We start from the raw sequence: 12,274 nt of genomic DNA, 5'->3' as shown, positions 1-12,274 counted from the left end.
GGGCTACGCGGTGAGCCCGGCGAAGCTCTTGACCAGTAACCCGCTGATCAGCGTGAAATGGAAGACCCCGAAGGTTGCCGAGGAAGTCTCTCCCCGCCGCGTGGTCAACCCGCAGCAAGCCGCGGCGCTGTTGACCTCAGTTGAAAAAACGATGGATCAACTGACGGCGTTCTTCGCGGTCATGTACTACTCGGCCCTGCGCCCTGCGGAAGCCGTAGACCTGACCGCTGATGAAATCGACCTTCCCGGGGCCGAGAACGGCGATGAGGGGGATGGTTCTGTCTCGGCGGTTCCGCGCCGGCGGTGGGGGCCGACTGGACGGGCAACGGGAAACGTCGGGAGTCACGGGAGCTGAAGCACCGGGCGCGCAAGGCAGTCCGGCCGGTGCTGATCCCGCCGCCCCTGGTCACCATTCTTCGGAACCACTTCACCGAGTACGGCGTGAGCCCCGATGGACACCTGTTCGTCGGGGAGCGCGGCGGCCCGCTCTCGGAGAGCGTTTATGGCCGTGTCTGGCAGAAGGCACGTACGGCAGCACTGAGCAAGGCAGAGGCAGCCTCACCGCTCGCCGCGCGGCCCTATGACCTGCGGCACGCCTGCGTCTCCACATGGCTCAACGCCGGCGTCCCCGCGCCCCAGGTCGCCGAGCGGGCAGGGCACAGCGTGAACATCCTGCTACGGGTCTACGCCAAGTGCATTGTGGGCCAAGACGACTTCGCCCGGAAGCTGATCACCGAGGCGCTGAAACCCCCGCAAAAGACCGCCTGAGCGCCGACGCGCATACGACGCGAGCACCCGTAGAGCGCCGTTGACGACCATGGACAGCCGGACAAACGAGAAGAGGCCCTTCACCGCATCTCTGCTGGTGAGGGGCCTCTTTACGCTGGTGTGGCAGGTGCAGGACTTGAACCTGCGTAGGCTGAGCCGACGGTTTTACAGACCCGCCGCGAAAACGCTCTGACCTGCACACTCTCTCTGTGTAGGTCGTGTCTGGCCGCGCATTGGCCGCTACGTCAGCGGATCTTGCCTGAGAAGCCGGCCGACAAGACCTCGCCGAGCCTTCAGATGTACCGGCAGCATGCCGAAACGTCGCGCCACGGAGCTTCCAGGACACACCGTTTGTGATCAGACGAGCCCGCGGCGACGGAAATATTACGACATTGTCGGCTGAAGCTCCTACGCTCCTTTGCTATGGATCTTCCTCAGATACTCGCGGGGGTGCGTGAGCACCAGTACCAGCATCCTGCCGGCCAGAACCAGCCGGCACAGCGGCATCTACAGGCAGCACGGCAAGCCCTCGCCAACCTAGTCCCGGCCGGAATGCTCGTCAGAGCCAGCGGGTCAGGGCAAAGCTTGCCGGTGGTGCCGTGGATCGCCGTTCTAGACCCCGGCGTAACCAAGACCGCGCAGGAAGGCCTGTACGTCGTCTACCTGTATCGAAAAGATCTGTCCCGGGTGTACCTGAGCATGAACCAAGGCACCACCCAACACCTCCTCAACGCCGAAGCACGCGGCCTCAAGGGGGTCGCAGCGAAAGCGGCTGCTCTACAGGAGCTTGAGAACGAAAGCACACTGCTGCGAGCTGGCCTTAGCGAGGCCGCGATGGCGGGGTTGCTAAGCGAGATCGACTTGGGCGCTCCGACCTACTTCCTGCCCCGCGGTTACGAAGTTGGCAACGTAGCAGCTATCGAGTACGACCCCGAGCAGTTGCCCGATAGCACGACGCTGAGCGATGATCTGACCCGGTTGCTGGCCCTGTACTCCAGTTGTGTAGAGATCAAAAAGGAGATCCTCGCAACGGAACCCGGCCGTATCAACACGACTGCGGCAGCGAAGAAGGTGACGACTTCACCCAAAGCCAAGCCACCCATCTTCCGCCCTAAGAGTTCTGCGGCGTACGTCGCAGAGGTTAAGGCGCAAATGCAGACACGAGAGCCTCGCCACGAGACTCTCGTGGAAGCCTTCGGCAAGTGGATGCAGCAGTGCGGGCTTGTGCCCGCGACCAACGTGCACCCTCGTGATCTAACTGTGGATGCCGATGATCAACACTGGCTCATCGAGGCCAAGATCGTGCCGGCAAACGCTGAAAAGGTGGTCCGAGAGGCCATTGGCCAGCTGTTCTCTTATCGCCACTTCTGCTATCGCGAGCATGGGAAGGCAGACCCGGCGTTGGTAGCGCTCTTCTCCGAACCAGTAGGTGAAGCCTTCTCCGAGCTCCTAACCTCACTCGACATCGAAGCGATCTGGCGGACCGGTGGGAGGTGGGAGGGCAACACGCCCGGGAGTAGGGCAAGCTTACTCAAGGCAGCACAGCGGGCCTCTAAGTAGACGGGGCGCCGCAGAATCCGCACAATCTGCAGAATGTTGATTCAAGGACCGTTCTCGCAGGTCAGCGCTGTAGATTGCCAAGGTGGAGCATCCTCCGCAGAATGCCGCAATATTCCGCAGAATTCAGCCCACCGACTCGTTGAGCGGCTTACTTTTCGATTCTGCGGATTTCTGCGGCATTCTGCGGATAACGATCAACAGCGAACTATACATGCGCTGAGCTGCGGAGACGCCATTGATTGGAGATTTTTGTAGATTCTGCGGATTCTGCGGTGGGTTCAGCCAAGGGTCATCCACGCGGACGCACGCCGACAACGTCGCCAGCAGCGGCCGGACGCAGCGCCGGGGCTATCCACGCATGCGTAGGGCCGAGTGCCTGGCCTACGCCGTGGCCACCCGCCCCGTCATCCAATGGCAAGCACCCGTACCGCAGGGCTGCCAGGCCCGAGGCGCGGAGGCCCCGCGGCAGCCCTGCGGTCAAGTCACCGCATCCCCTACTTGATCACCGTTTGCATAGCGAGAAGCACGGTGGCCGCGGTGGCAATTGCCAGAGCAGGCCCTCCTGCCATGTGAGCAGGGACCGCTGCGGCTCCCGACATGGCGAGGATGACAACCCACCGCAGGGGGAGGCGGGAGTCGTCAGAGGGCTCCTGGGACTTACGCTTGGGCATGCGGCACTCTCCTGTGTCACCTAACTGGGATCGCCGTATGCGGGGCCCCGGCGGCATCCGGGGCCCCGCGCGACTGAACCCATCATGCGGCACTCTTCCGTCCCGCTTTGTCCCTCCTCCTCAACGCCTTGACCCGCCAAGGTATGGCAGCTGATCATGGGCTTAGCCCGAACCACCATGAAAGACTGGAGGGGCGGGTCAAGACGTAGAAGCTGCCTCGTTGCTCCGCAGCAGGAGGCGACGACCGTACGGAGACGTGTGAGAGACAAGCAACGAGAGGTGCTAAGGAAGCGCCTCAAGCGTTTGCAGCTAATACAAACTACCAAGATGGCAAAGCATGCCGAAGACCAGCTAATAAGGCTGAGAAGGCCAAAGTGGCATCTGCAAGCTATCCGCATAAGGAAGCGCTTTATATACTCCGAACGTCCAGCTAAAGCGAACTTTTCAGGGCGAACACTTCCGCCCGTCAATCAACGCCCCCCGGCGGCTAGGTTGATATCTCCGCGAGGGATTGCCTTAAGATTTTATCTTACACTGTTGTATGAAGCGCAAATGTTTCATCGCGGAGGTGGCCATCCGATTAATAGACGCCCCCTCATAGCGGGAGGCGCAGAAATAGGATGGACCGACCTAATCACAATATCGCCAATAACCCCGTACAGTCGCATTCCTCATAGCATCGCCGAGAGGAAGAGAAGGACCATAGTCTCTGCTCTTTCACGCCTATCTTCCGAAGAAGTTCAGCTAATCTCTCTTCCTCGTCGCGAACAGTCTTACGCCAAGTATGAAGGATTTCAAATTCTTGACGAGGGAGGAGTTAGGCCAGACGGCGGGGCCATCCCCTACCTTGTTCCCAGAAAGAGCGAGCACCACATCGCAATCCCTTGCTCTTTCTTTGAAAATGGATGGATCCACGCACTAGAGGACTCCGAAATACTATTTCTCCTAATGCTCTTAAGCTTCCTGCAAGGAGAAGCGTATCCTCCCTTCCTTCGGAGAGGAAGATATTCACCATTGATTAAGGTGGATAACTTCGAGAGACTCAGCCGTTTCGGCGTCGGCAGAGATACTTATGCAGCCCACGAAACTCTACAAATGTTTAATCTTGTAGCAACAGAATCTGGTCTTGGACGTCGCCCCGACGGTACGGTCATCAAATTTAATGGAATGATAGGAGGAGACAGCCCTCTGCACGAATTCAGGCTACTTTTGGATGGCTTCGAAAGACCCGCCGAGGAGGTAGTGATTGGAGCTTTATCGAAGCTACTAAATTAACGTCGCTCATGGTTAAGCTTTTATCAACGCGTTTGATCTTGCCGAACGCCGTGCTCACGGCAGAGCCTGGCCAGGGGATCATGAAGTTGTCACCGTGATCGAAGGTCAAGCCAATGGTACGGCCGGTGGTCAGATCACGGGCTTGCACGCGTTCCTCGATTCGTTCGTGAAATCAAAAGTTCTGATGGACGAACGATCTCCCCTCTCCGATGCCTGGATCGAAAGAGTTTGACCTGTGTCTACTCCCCCACCATTCACAACACCATCAATCTCGGACGCCCAAAACGAGGATAAGCAACTGCGCTTACTCGCTGCCCAACGACAACTTTACACGGATGCCAAGAAATTCTACACGGTACGTATATCTCTGCTGATCGCAGGAAGCATATTGGCGCCGATTGCCGCCCTGTTGTTTAAGGATGGCCGAACAATTATCGGTAGCGTATTTACGATAATCTTGATGCTTGTTCACCTACTAGGAAGCGCTAAGGAAAAGCGACTAAACCGCGAAGCGGCATCGGTACAAGAGCAGTTCGACGTGGCTATTTTTCAGCTCCCCTGGAATGACCTACTAGTTGAGAGACCGACCCCAACGATCATCGCGGATGCTGCGCGTCGATATTCAGGCCCTCCTACCTTGCAAGATTGGTACCCGGACACAGAAGATGTTCACCGGCCATTGGATATCCTTATTTGCCAACGTAGCAATCTCGGGTGGGGGGTGTCGCTGCATAAGCTATGGGCAAGAGCAGTCTTTTGGTGTCTTCTACTCATAGCGGCGTCTGCTATTTCCATAGGAGCAATAGGGAAATTTACGGTTGGCGAATTCTTAATCGCGGTTATTGTACCCCTCGTCCCAATACTTCGAGAGGGCACTGACACGTTTCGAGCTCACAGCGATAGTGCGCAAGAAAAAATCAACACAGAACAAAAAGTTATGTCCCTCTGGCGAAAAAGCTTGTTACCAGAGAGCTCGGTGACCGACGCAGAATGTCGTGGCCTACAAGACTGCCTCCTAGGAATTCGACGAACCAACGCTGTAATACCAAATTGGTTTAATGACCGGCGGCGGGACGCGAAAGAGATAGAGATGCGAACCAGCGCCGAAGACCTGATCGCTGAAGCTCGGCTTCACAGACGGGCGGGAAAAACTGGGCAGCCAGACGGCTGAGACAGGATAGGCTGTGAATCAAAACGGTACCAACGAACGCTGGTTAGGACACAGGTGAAACTGACAGTTGGCCAAGCATTCGACGTCTTCTTAGAGAGGCTAACGCCGCTATCGACTCAGCGGACAGTCGCCGCCAGACATCGGCAAAGCGTGGAGAACGCTATAAGAGCTGCCCTGCCTGTGAGGTTGTTTCGTGAGATCGGCTCGTTCAGTCATGGCACTGGCGTCCGCCATCACTGCGATACGGATATCTTAGTTAGCGTCATCAGCGATCGACCGGAAAGTTCGGATACAGCGCTTCGCTGGATTAAGGATAGCCTTCGAGCAAGATTTCCTCAAACGCCCGTTGAAGTAAGGCGGCCCGCAGTTGTCGTTAATTTTTCCAACGGTACGGAAACATGGGAAATAACGCCTGGTTTCATTACGGGGCGAGGTGACGAGGGTGTATACGTATACGACATTCCTGGTGCCGCCAGCGGTTGGATAGACACAGCTCCTGTCGAGCATCTTAAGTACGTTAACGAGTGCAATCAACGCGAGCAGACAAAAGGAGGCGCTAAGAAACTCGCGCGACTCGCCAAGGCGTGGAAGTACTATAATAGTGTCCCGGTATCGTCGTTCTACCTTGAGATGCGAGCGGCACAGCATGTGGCAACACAATCAACCTTTATCCCAGTCTGGGATATCTGCCAGCTGCTCGAAAAGCTTGAGGGCCACCAACTAGCTGGAATGAACGATCCCAAGGGGGCGGCGGCTCGTTTCTACGCATGTTCATCAGATGTGAAAAAAATCGAAGCGTTGTCGAAGTTGCACACGGCTGCAACACGGGCCCGCAATGCTCTCGATGCATATAACGCTGGAAATTCAGACATAGCCTTCTATTATCTGAATCTTCTCTTTGGAGGTAAGTTCCCTTCACAATGGGGGTAAAATATTCATTCACCTTTTCTAGACTGAATTGGCCAATTCTTTCATGCTCGTCACAACTACATCGGCGCCAGCCGCCACCAATTTATCTGCTTTTCCTGGCTTGTTGGCGTAGCCTACGGCGGTGATGCCCGCGCTCTTGGAGGCTTGCATATCGGTCACCGAATCACCGACCAGGAGCGAGAGAGTCACATCAGCGCCGAGCTGGTCGAGTGCTTGCCGGACGAGATGAGGGTTCGGCTTCATGAGCCCTGGGTCAGGGTCCAGCCGGGCCGATATGAGGTCAACGGCCGTCAGAAGGCCGTGTGCTTCCAAGAATGCGGTGACAGCGGCTACCGAGTTGTTACTGACCACCGCAACTGACTTATTTGCCTCCCCCGATCGCCGAATGAGTTCGGCGGCACCCGGTGTCGGCCGTGCGGTGGCTGCTGCTTCGACTTCCAGATCAGTCAGGGCGTTGAGTGTCGCATGGTTGAGGTCCCTGCCGAGATCCGCGCTGAAGCGAAAGACCTCCATTGGATCGTCCTGCTCCTGCACGCTCTGAGGCAACTCCGCGCCAGCAGCCTTGAGCATCACGCGCAATCTGTTAGCTACTTCTGGCGCGGGGAATCCGGCGAAGACATCGCAGATCGGCCCGTCGAAGTCGAGAAGAACGTACCGGGTACTCTGCATCACGTCCCGTACGGCTTGCAGTCCTGTCCGTATTGTCATGGGATCTCTCTAGCCACGGTGGTCCACATGTTGTCGAACCACATGCGGGACTGGTTGACAAACTGCCCGGAGGTGGAGTCTCCCCCGTCGCTCACGGCGAAGTGAAAAAGCTCCGCGTCTTTGCCGCCCATGTCGTAGATGGCCTGTGACTCTCCGCCAAGGGTGATTGTGTGCTCGAAGACCGGATAGAAGCCAAAAAACGCTTCCTCGCCGTTGAGAACGTAGAGCTTGAATCGTGGAGGCTCTCCATTGATCCGAACCTCTGCTGAAGCGGATTTGACCAGGCCGAGGTCTCGCAGCTCCTGCACGGAATCAACGATGGCCTGAGCATGTCGTGATGAGATCCGCTCCATGCGCTTTCGGATGAGCGGCTCGTCTTCAAGGTTGTCCGCCCGGACGGGCAGAGACCAGGGACGGCTTGTGTCCGGCACGAGCATCCGGATCGTAATGCTCTCGGGAACCAAGCGGCCGGCACGGATGCTGTCGAGCGGTTCCTGAATCGCGCCGTGCAAGGTCTCTCCGGAGAACCCGGCGAACTCGATCGAGACCTCAGACTTCTTGAATGCCTGCTCGATGTGCGGGCGGAGCCCGACCGGCCGCGCGGTGCGCTCCCGTACGAACACGCCGCTCCCTTGACGAGAGATCACGAGCCCTTCATCCCGGAGTTCGCGGATGGCCTGTTGCACGGTCATGCGGGCAACGCCGAAGCGCTTAGCCAGCTCGGGACCAGAGGGAAGCTTCTCGCCTGGCGTGAACTTTCTGGTCAGGATGGCGGCCCTCAGCTGGTGAGCCACCTGCAGGTAGGGCGGGCGCGGGTCATCTGGATCTAGTTCCACACGGTAAGACTACTGCCACCTGCCCAACATTTCTAAGCAAGTTAGCCATGCCCCTTGACATGACTAGCCAAGCCAGACAGCATTGCACTTATCCAACCTACCTAGCAAAGTTGGCCAGGTAGAAACGGCAGGTCAGAGGCAATCCAAGCTGCCGGACTAGCTCTCCCCGACACCTCAGAGAGGCGTTATCACCATGCTTCCAACCCCGAAGCCTCGTCGTCTTCTCCCCGTCCTTCTCGTGATCGCGTTCCTGTTCTTCGTCGTTCGGGAGCCCGTTCATGCTGCGGAGTTCGCGACGGGTGCCTTCACCGGCCTGATGACGGTCACCGACTCGCTGGTGACCTTCGCCAACGCTCTCGGCTGACCCGCCCAACAAAGCGGGAGCGGCCCCCATCCGCCAAGACATGGGCCGCTCCCCTACTCCCCAGAAGGAGCACCACCATCATGACCCACGGGTCCATGAAGAAGAGAGCCGCAACCGGTTCTCCCTGGTTGCCGCCGGGTACCGCGAGCACCTGGGTGTGCCGCTGCGGCGGCATCAACCCGCGCACCTCGACGACGTGCCGGAGGTGCCGGCGATGACCTCCCTGTCCACGATGCGCCGTGTCTACCTCGCCCAGAAGGCGCACCGGAAGGCGTTGCGGATGGCGATGTTCGCCGCTGGCCCGGCCTGCGATGACACCACCGCCGACCTGTTCACCGCTCCCGACGTCTTCGAGATCGAGCCGGATGCGGTGCGCGAGGAGCGGGAGGCCACGGCCAAGCAGATCTGCGCCACCTGCCCGGCTCGTACCGAGTGCCTGGCCTACGCCCGGTTCATCCATCCCACCGAGGGCGTGTGGGCGGGACTGACCGCCGAGGAGATCCACACCTCACCCCTGTACCGCCGCTCCCCGGCCGGCAGCGGACAGGAGGTGGCCTGAGGTGGCCCGCTTCTTTTGCCTGGACTGCCGCTCCCGCTCGGCCAGCGCCATCGGTTGCCGCCGCTGCGGGACCACCACCGGCCGTCAGGTCCAGCGCTGCCCCGTTCACGGCGCCCGCTGCCGAGCCGCCTGCCGGCTGTGTCGCACCCTCGTCCGTTCCCAGTCCATCTGATCAAGGAGAAAGGAGATCGGCATGACTGCCGCCGCTACATTTGCCGCCGTCTTCGCGGCCCTGTTCGCCGCCCACTCCGTGGGAGATCACTGGGTGCAGACTCATGGCCAGGCGTGCACCAAGGGAGCGCCCACCGCCGCCGGACGGCTGGCCTGCCTCGGGCACCTGATCACCCTCACCGCCACCAAGGCCGCCGCCCTGGCCGCGCTCGCCCTGGTGACTGGCCTGACGCTGCACCCGATCGCGCTGCTGGCGGGCCTCGCCGTGGACGCCCTCTCGCACTACTGGGCCGACCGGCGCGTGACGCTGGCTCGCCTGGCAGAGCGGATCGGCAAGGGCGACTTCTACCGCCTCGGCGCCCCCCGCCCCGGCACGACCGACGCCCCGCACCTGGGCACCGGCGCCTACGCCCTCGATCAGTCCTGGCACATCGGGTTCCTGTTCATCGCCGCTCTCATCATCGCCGCTTAGGAGCCACCGCCATGAACCACCCCACCCCCACCGATGCGCCCCCGCGCACCCCGCTCGCCTGGGTTGTTGTTGAGTCCTTCGGCTACGGGCACGCTGCCGCGCCGCTGGCTGACGTCACCGTGGACACCCGCGCCTCGCTGCGCAACCCGCACCACGATCCGGCGATGCGCTTCCTGACTGGCCTGGACGAGTCCGTTCGCCGCCACGTCATGACCACCGCCGGCGCCGCTGGCCTCGCCGCCCACCTGACCCTGTTGGCCGTCGGCATGGTGGCCGACCTCGACGACATCAGGCAGCGACAGGTGCGCGTGGCCATCGGCTGTGTGGGAGGCCGGCACCGCTCGGTCGCACTGGCCGAGGAGGTGACCGCCCGGCTGCGCACCCTCGGTGTGCCGGCCGAGGTGAGCCACCGCGACATCACCAAGCCGGTTCTCACGAAGGGACAGCACCGGTGAGCGCCGAACGCACCCTGACCGCGCCGATACCCGGCCCCGTCGCCCTGGACCTGAGCATGTCGTTCGGCACGGTGCACCTCACCGTCACCGACACCGACCGCGCGCACATCACCCTGACCAGCACCGCCCCCGCCGACAGCCCCGCCGCCCAAGCCATCGCCGCGGCCACCCTGACCGCCAATGCCCGCGTCTTGACCGTCACCGTTCCCACCCCTGAGCAGCCGGACGGAATCACCGTCATCAGCCACGGCAACGGCCGACACGTCACCGTCTCGGGAAACATCAACTCCGGGATCATCGTCTCCGGCGGCTCCGTCAACATCTCCGGCAGCGTGATCGGGATCGGCAACCACGTCACCGGCCGCTCTGGGGTGAACATCACCCCCGGTGTGCATGCCGCCGTCGTGCTGCCGCGCGGTTCAGCGCTGCGGATGCGTACCACCGGCGCCGCCGTTACCACCCGCGGGGAGCTGGAGTTCATCACCTTCACCGCCGTCTCCGGAAGCCTGGATGCCGAAGCGTGCACCACCCTCAATGCCGAATCCACCTCCGGAGACATTCGCGCCGGGTATGCCGACCACGCCACGGCGCGCACCGTCTCCGGAGACATCCGCCTGGGCCGCACCGAGACCGTCACCGCCGCGGCCACCTCCGGAGACATCCGCATCGGTGACTTCGGCGGAACCGGCCGCCTGAGCACCGTCTCCGGTGACATCACCGTGCAGGCTACCGAACCCGGCCACCTGTCGGCTTCGGCCATCTCCGGTGACATCACCGTCACCGCACCGCCCGCCCTGGTCGCCGAGGGCGCGCTGACGGTCGATGCCCGATCGCGCTCCGGGGACGTGTGCACCCCCCGCCCGCCGTCCATCCCGAGCCGGCCGCGCCGTCCCCGCCGCGCCCCCGGCCAGAACTGAAAGGACAGAAACCCATGAGTCGTATACGCGCCCGCTTCTGGGACCCCGCCGGCACCCGGCACGGCATCCCTACCTACCCCTGGCGGATGTCGCCGCCGCACCTGCTCACCCGCCGCCAGCTCACCGCCGAAGGACTGCGGCCCGGCGGGCAGGGCGTACAGGCCCAAGTGCTGTGGGCCTCGACCCGACACGGCGCCCCCGGCGTGCGCGCCGCCTACCTCTACGACGTGCGGTTCGCGCTGCCCAAGCGCACCGCCACCCCCGCCCAGCTCGAAGCGCTGGCCAAGGCCAACGCCGCCCGCCGCACCTGCCCCGACTGCCGACGCGACGCCGGTTACGTGCTGCCGCGCCACCTGGGCACCTGCCTGGACTGCGCCGACGCTTCGGAGGTGGCCGCATGAGCATCACGACCCCCACCCCCGAGCCGACCCCTGATGACGTCGCGCGCGGTCTGGCCGAGTTCGAACGCCACCTGGCCGAGCAGGTTCCCGCCCTTCCCCCGGCGCTGCCGGTGGACAGCAGCGGGGAAACCAAGCGGGTCCGGCAGTTGCGCGCCGAGGTGGCCGAAGCGCACCTGCTGGCCGATCTCCAGGACGACGCCGCGCCGCTGCTGCTGGACACCGCCAAGGTGCGCAAGCGCCGCAAGCAGGCCCAGGAAGCGGCCCGGCTGCACGAGCTTGGCCAAGACCCGGCTATGCGCGCCTGGCAGGCCGCGCGGATGCGCCGCCTGCTGGTGGCCGCGGGCATGATCTCACTCACGCTGGCACTGGCGTGGTCCACGGCCGGTGTGCAGACCTTCGCCGCCGATGGCGCTGCCCCGTGGTCGCCGTCGTGGGTGTTCGCCTGGCTGGTCGAACCGTTCATGTCCCTAGCCCTGCTGGTCGTCGTCGGCGCCCGCGCCTACCTCGGCACCCGCGGACAGCCCATCGACTCACCCACCCTGGTCCGGATCGAGTGGCTGTTCCTGGCCCTGACCCTCGGCATGAACGCCTGGCCCTACCTGCCCGGCGTCGCTGCCGAGTTCAGCATCTCGCGTCTGGTGCTGCACATCCTGGGACCGATCGTCGCGGTGGCCATCGTCACCGCCCTACCGATCATCCTGGCCGCTTTCACCCGCCTCGACCACGACACAGAGGCAAGATCCGGTAACCCCCTTACTGCTCTGGAGTACAGGACAAACACCACCACCGATCCCGACCCCCGCGAGCGGTTCGACAGCCCCGGCATCGACGCCGTGACCGCGCACGTGCGCAACCTAATCGCCGCCGGGGACCTGCCGCCTTACCCCAGCGCCGCGGCGATCCGCCGAGCGGCCCGGTGCGGGATGGACACCGCCCGAACCGTGCGTGACGCCCTCGTCAAGGAGGCGACATGACCCGCACCCCCAGCACCGACACCCCCACCACCCGTCTCTACA

General features: G+C 62.1%; 15 protein-coding genes and 1 tRNA gene. 13 read left to right on the top strand and 3 right to left on the bottom strand.

All coding sequences use genetic code 11. From position 1 onward, the window contains the following. Nucleotides 1–10: 10 nt before the first annotated feature. Together OG587_RS11085 and OG587_RS11080 are read left to right on the top strand one after the other, a co-directional pair. Entirely contained in the window at nt 11–355 is a 345-nt protein-coding gene (locus tag OG587_RS11085; RefSeq protein ID WP_329089366.1) for a hypothetical protein, read from the top strand. 29 nt (nt 356–384) lie between these two features. Next, nucleotides 385–768 carry a tyrosine-type recombinase/integrase gene (locus OG587_RS11080; protein WP_329089364.1) on the top strand — a complete coding sequence of 128 codons (384 nt, stop codon included), beginning with the start codon at nt 385–387 and terminating at the stop codon, nt 766–768. 116 nt (nt 769–884) lie between these two features. Here OG587_RS11080 and OG587_RS11075 read toward each other — a convergent pair. Continuing rightward, nucleotides 885–968: transfer RNA gene (locus OG587_RS11075), tRNA-Tyr, on the bottom strand. Between the two features lie 223 nt (nt 969–1,191). Between OG587_RS11075 and OG587_RS11070 the strand changes: the two genes are divergently transcribed. The 4 genes from OG587_RS11070 (at nt 1,192) to OG587_RS11060 (ending at nt 6,375) form a co-directional block, all read left to right on the top strand. Then, nucleotides 1,192–2,328, top strand: a complete 1,137-nt coding sequence (locus OG587_RS11070; RefSeq protein WP_329089363.1) for an MrcB family domain-containing protein — start codon at nt 1,192–1,194, stop codon at nt 2,326–2,328. A gap of 998 nt (nt 2,329–3,326) precedes the next feature. Beyond that, nucleotides 3,327–4,274: a hypothetical protein gene (locus OG587_RS11065; RefSeq protein WP_329089361.1), complete on the top strand. Its 948-nt coding sequence runs from the start codon at nt 3,327–3,329 to the stop codon at nt 4,272–4,274. A 235-nt stretch (nt 4,275–4,509) separates the two neighbouring features. Beyond that, nucleotides 4,510–5,445 (top strand): S-4TM family putative pore-forming effector, encoded by a 936-nt coding sequence (locus OG587_RS47135; protein ID WP_443075528.1) that lies wholly within the window; start codon nt 4,510–4,512, stop codon nt 5,443–5,445. A 54-nt stretch (nt 5,446–5,499) separates the two neighbouring features. Then, a complete protein-coding gene (locus OG587_RS11060; RefSeq protein WP_329089360.1) occupies nt 5,500–6,375 on the top strand; it encodes a nucleotidyltransferase domain-containing protein in 876 nt (291 codons plus the stop codon). A gap of 18 nt (nt 6,376–6,393) precedes the next feature. Here OG587_RS11060 and OG587_RS11055 read toward each other — a convergent pair whose 3' ends face one another. Together OG587_RS11055 and OG587_RS11050 are read right to left on the bottom strand one after the other, a co-directional pair. Then, on the bottom strand, nt 6,394–7,044 hold the full coding sequence (locus OG587_RS11055) for an HAD family hydrolase (RefSeq protein WP_329093815.1): 651 nt from the start codon (nt 7,042–7,044) through the stop codon (nt 6,394–6,396). A gap of 35 nt (nt 7,045–7,079) precedes the next feature. After that, nucleotides 7,080–7,919, bottom strand: coding sequence for a GntR family transcriptional regulator (locus OG587_RS11050; protein WP_329089358.1), 840 nt, complete (start codon nt 7,917–7,919; stop codon nt 7,080–7,082). A 238-nt stretch (nt 7,920–8,157) separates the two neighbouring features. On the opposite strand from OG587_RS11050, the gene OG587_RS11045 reads away from it, so the two are divergent. The 7 genes from OG587_RS11045 to OG587_RS11015 all read left to right on the top strand — a co-directional run bounded on the left by OG587_RS11045 (nt 8,158) and on the right by OG587_RS11015 (nt 12,232). Further along, a complete protein-coding gene (locus tag OG587_RS11045) occupies nt 8,158–8,283 on the top strand; it encodes a hypothetical protein (protein WP_329089355.1) in 126 nt (41 codons plus the stop codon). Between the two features lie 40 nt (nt 8,284–8,323). Further along, entirely contained in the window at nt 8,324–8,842 is a 519-nt protein-coding gene (locus OG587_RS11040; protein WP_329089353.1) for a WhiB family transcriptional regulator, read from the top strand. Nucleotides 8,843–9,035: 193 nt separating this feature from the next. Then, nucleotides 9,036–9,485 carry a DUF3307 domain-containing protein gene (locus OG587_RS11035; RefSeq protein ID WP_329089351.1) on the top strand — a complete coding sequence of 150 codons (450 nt, stop codon included), beginning with the start codon at nt 9,036–9,038 and terminating at the stop codon, nt 9,483–9,485. Between the two features lie 11 nt (nt 9,486–9,496). Beyond that, nucleotides 9,497–9,940, top strand: a complete 444-nt coding sequence (locus OG587_RS11030; RefSeq protein WP_329089350.1) for a RapZ C-terminal domain-containing protein — start codon at nt 9,497–9,499, stop codon at nt 9,938–9,940. Continuing rightward, the gene (locus tag OG587_RS11025) at nt 9,937–10,857 is read left to right on the top strand and encodes a DUF4097 family beta strand repeat-containing protein (protein ID WP_329089348.1); all 921 of its coding nucleotides are present in this window, start codon (nt 9,937–9,939) and stop codon (nt 10,855–10,857) included. The genes OG587_RS11030 and OG587_RS11025 overlap by 4 nt, the downstream gene beginning before the upstream one ends. Nucleotides 10,858–10,871: 14 nt before the next feature. After that, nucleotides 10,872–11,258, top strand: coding sequence for an RRQRL motif-containing zinc-binding protein (locus OG587_RS11020; RefSeq protein WP_329089346.1), 387 nt, complete (start codon nt 10,872–10,874; stop codon nt 11,256–11,258). Beyond that, nucleotides 11,255–12,232: a hypothetical protein gene (locus OG587_RS11015; RefSeq protein ID WP_329089344.1), complete on the top strand. Its 978-nt coding sequence runs from the start codon at nt 11,255–11,257 to the stop codon at nt 12,230–12,232. Before OG587_RS11020 ends, OG587_RS11015 begins: the two co-directional genes overlap by 4 nt. Nucleotides 12,233–12,274 lie beyond the last annotated feature (42 nt).

Source organism: Streptosporangium sp. NBC_01469, assembly GCF_036227305.1.
In the GTDB taxonomy this organism is placed as follows: Bacteria; Actinomycetota; Actinomycetes; order Streptosporangiales; family Streptosporangiaceae; genus Streptosporangium.
This window is presented reverse-complemented; position numbering and strand designations above follow the sequence as displayed.

What these genes read in the sequence shown, in the direction of transcription:
- OG587_RS11070 (WP_329089363.1), top strand. Translation starts at nt 1,192, where the DNA reads ATGGATCTTCCTCAGATACTCGCGGGGGTGCGTGAGCACCAGTACCAG.
- OG587_RS11065 (WP_329089361.1), top strand. Translation starts at nt 3,327, where the DNA reads ATGGCAAAGCATGCCGAAGACCAGCTAATAAGGCTGAGAAGGCCAAAG.
- OG587_RS11055 (WP_329093815.1), bottom strand. Translation starts at nt 7,044, where the DNA reads ATGCAGAGTACCCGGTACGTTCTTCTCGACTTCGACGGGCCGATCTGC.
- OG587_RS11040 (WP_329089353.1), top strand. Translation starts at nt 8,324, where the DNA reads ATGGGCCGCTCCCCTACTCCCCAGAAGGAGCACCACCATCATGACCCA.
- OG587_RS11035 (WP_329089351.1), top strand. Translation starts at nt 9,036, where the DNA reads ATGACTGCCGCCGCTACATTTGCCGCCGTCTTCGCGGCCCTGTTCGCC.
- OG587_RS11030 (WP_329089350.1), top strand. Translation starts at nt 9,497, where the DNA reads ATGAACCACCCCACCCCCACCGATGCGCCCCCGCGCACCCCGCTCGCC.
- OG587_RS11020 (WP_329089346.1), top strand. Translation starts at nt 10,872, where the DNA reads ATGAGTCGTATACGCGCCCGCTTCTGGGACCCCGCCGGCACCCGGCAC.
- OG587_RS11015 (WP_329089344.1), top strand. Translation starts at nt 11,255, where the DNA reads ATGAGCATCACGACCCCCACCCCCGAGCCGACCCCTGATGACGTCGCG.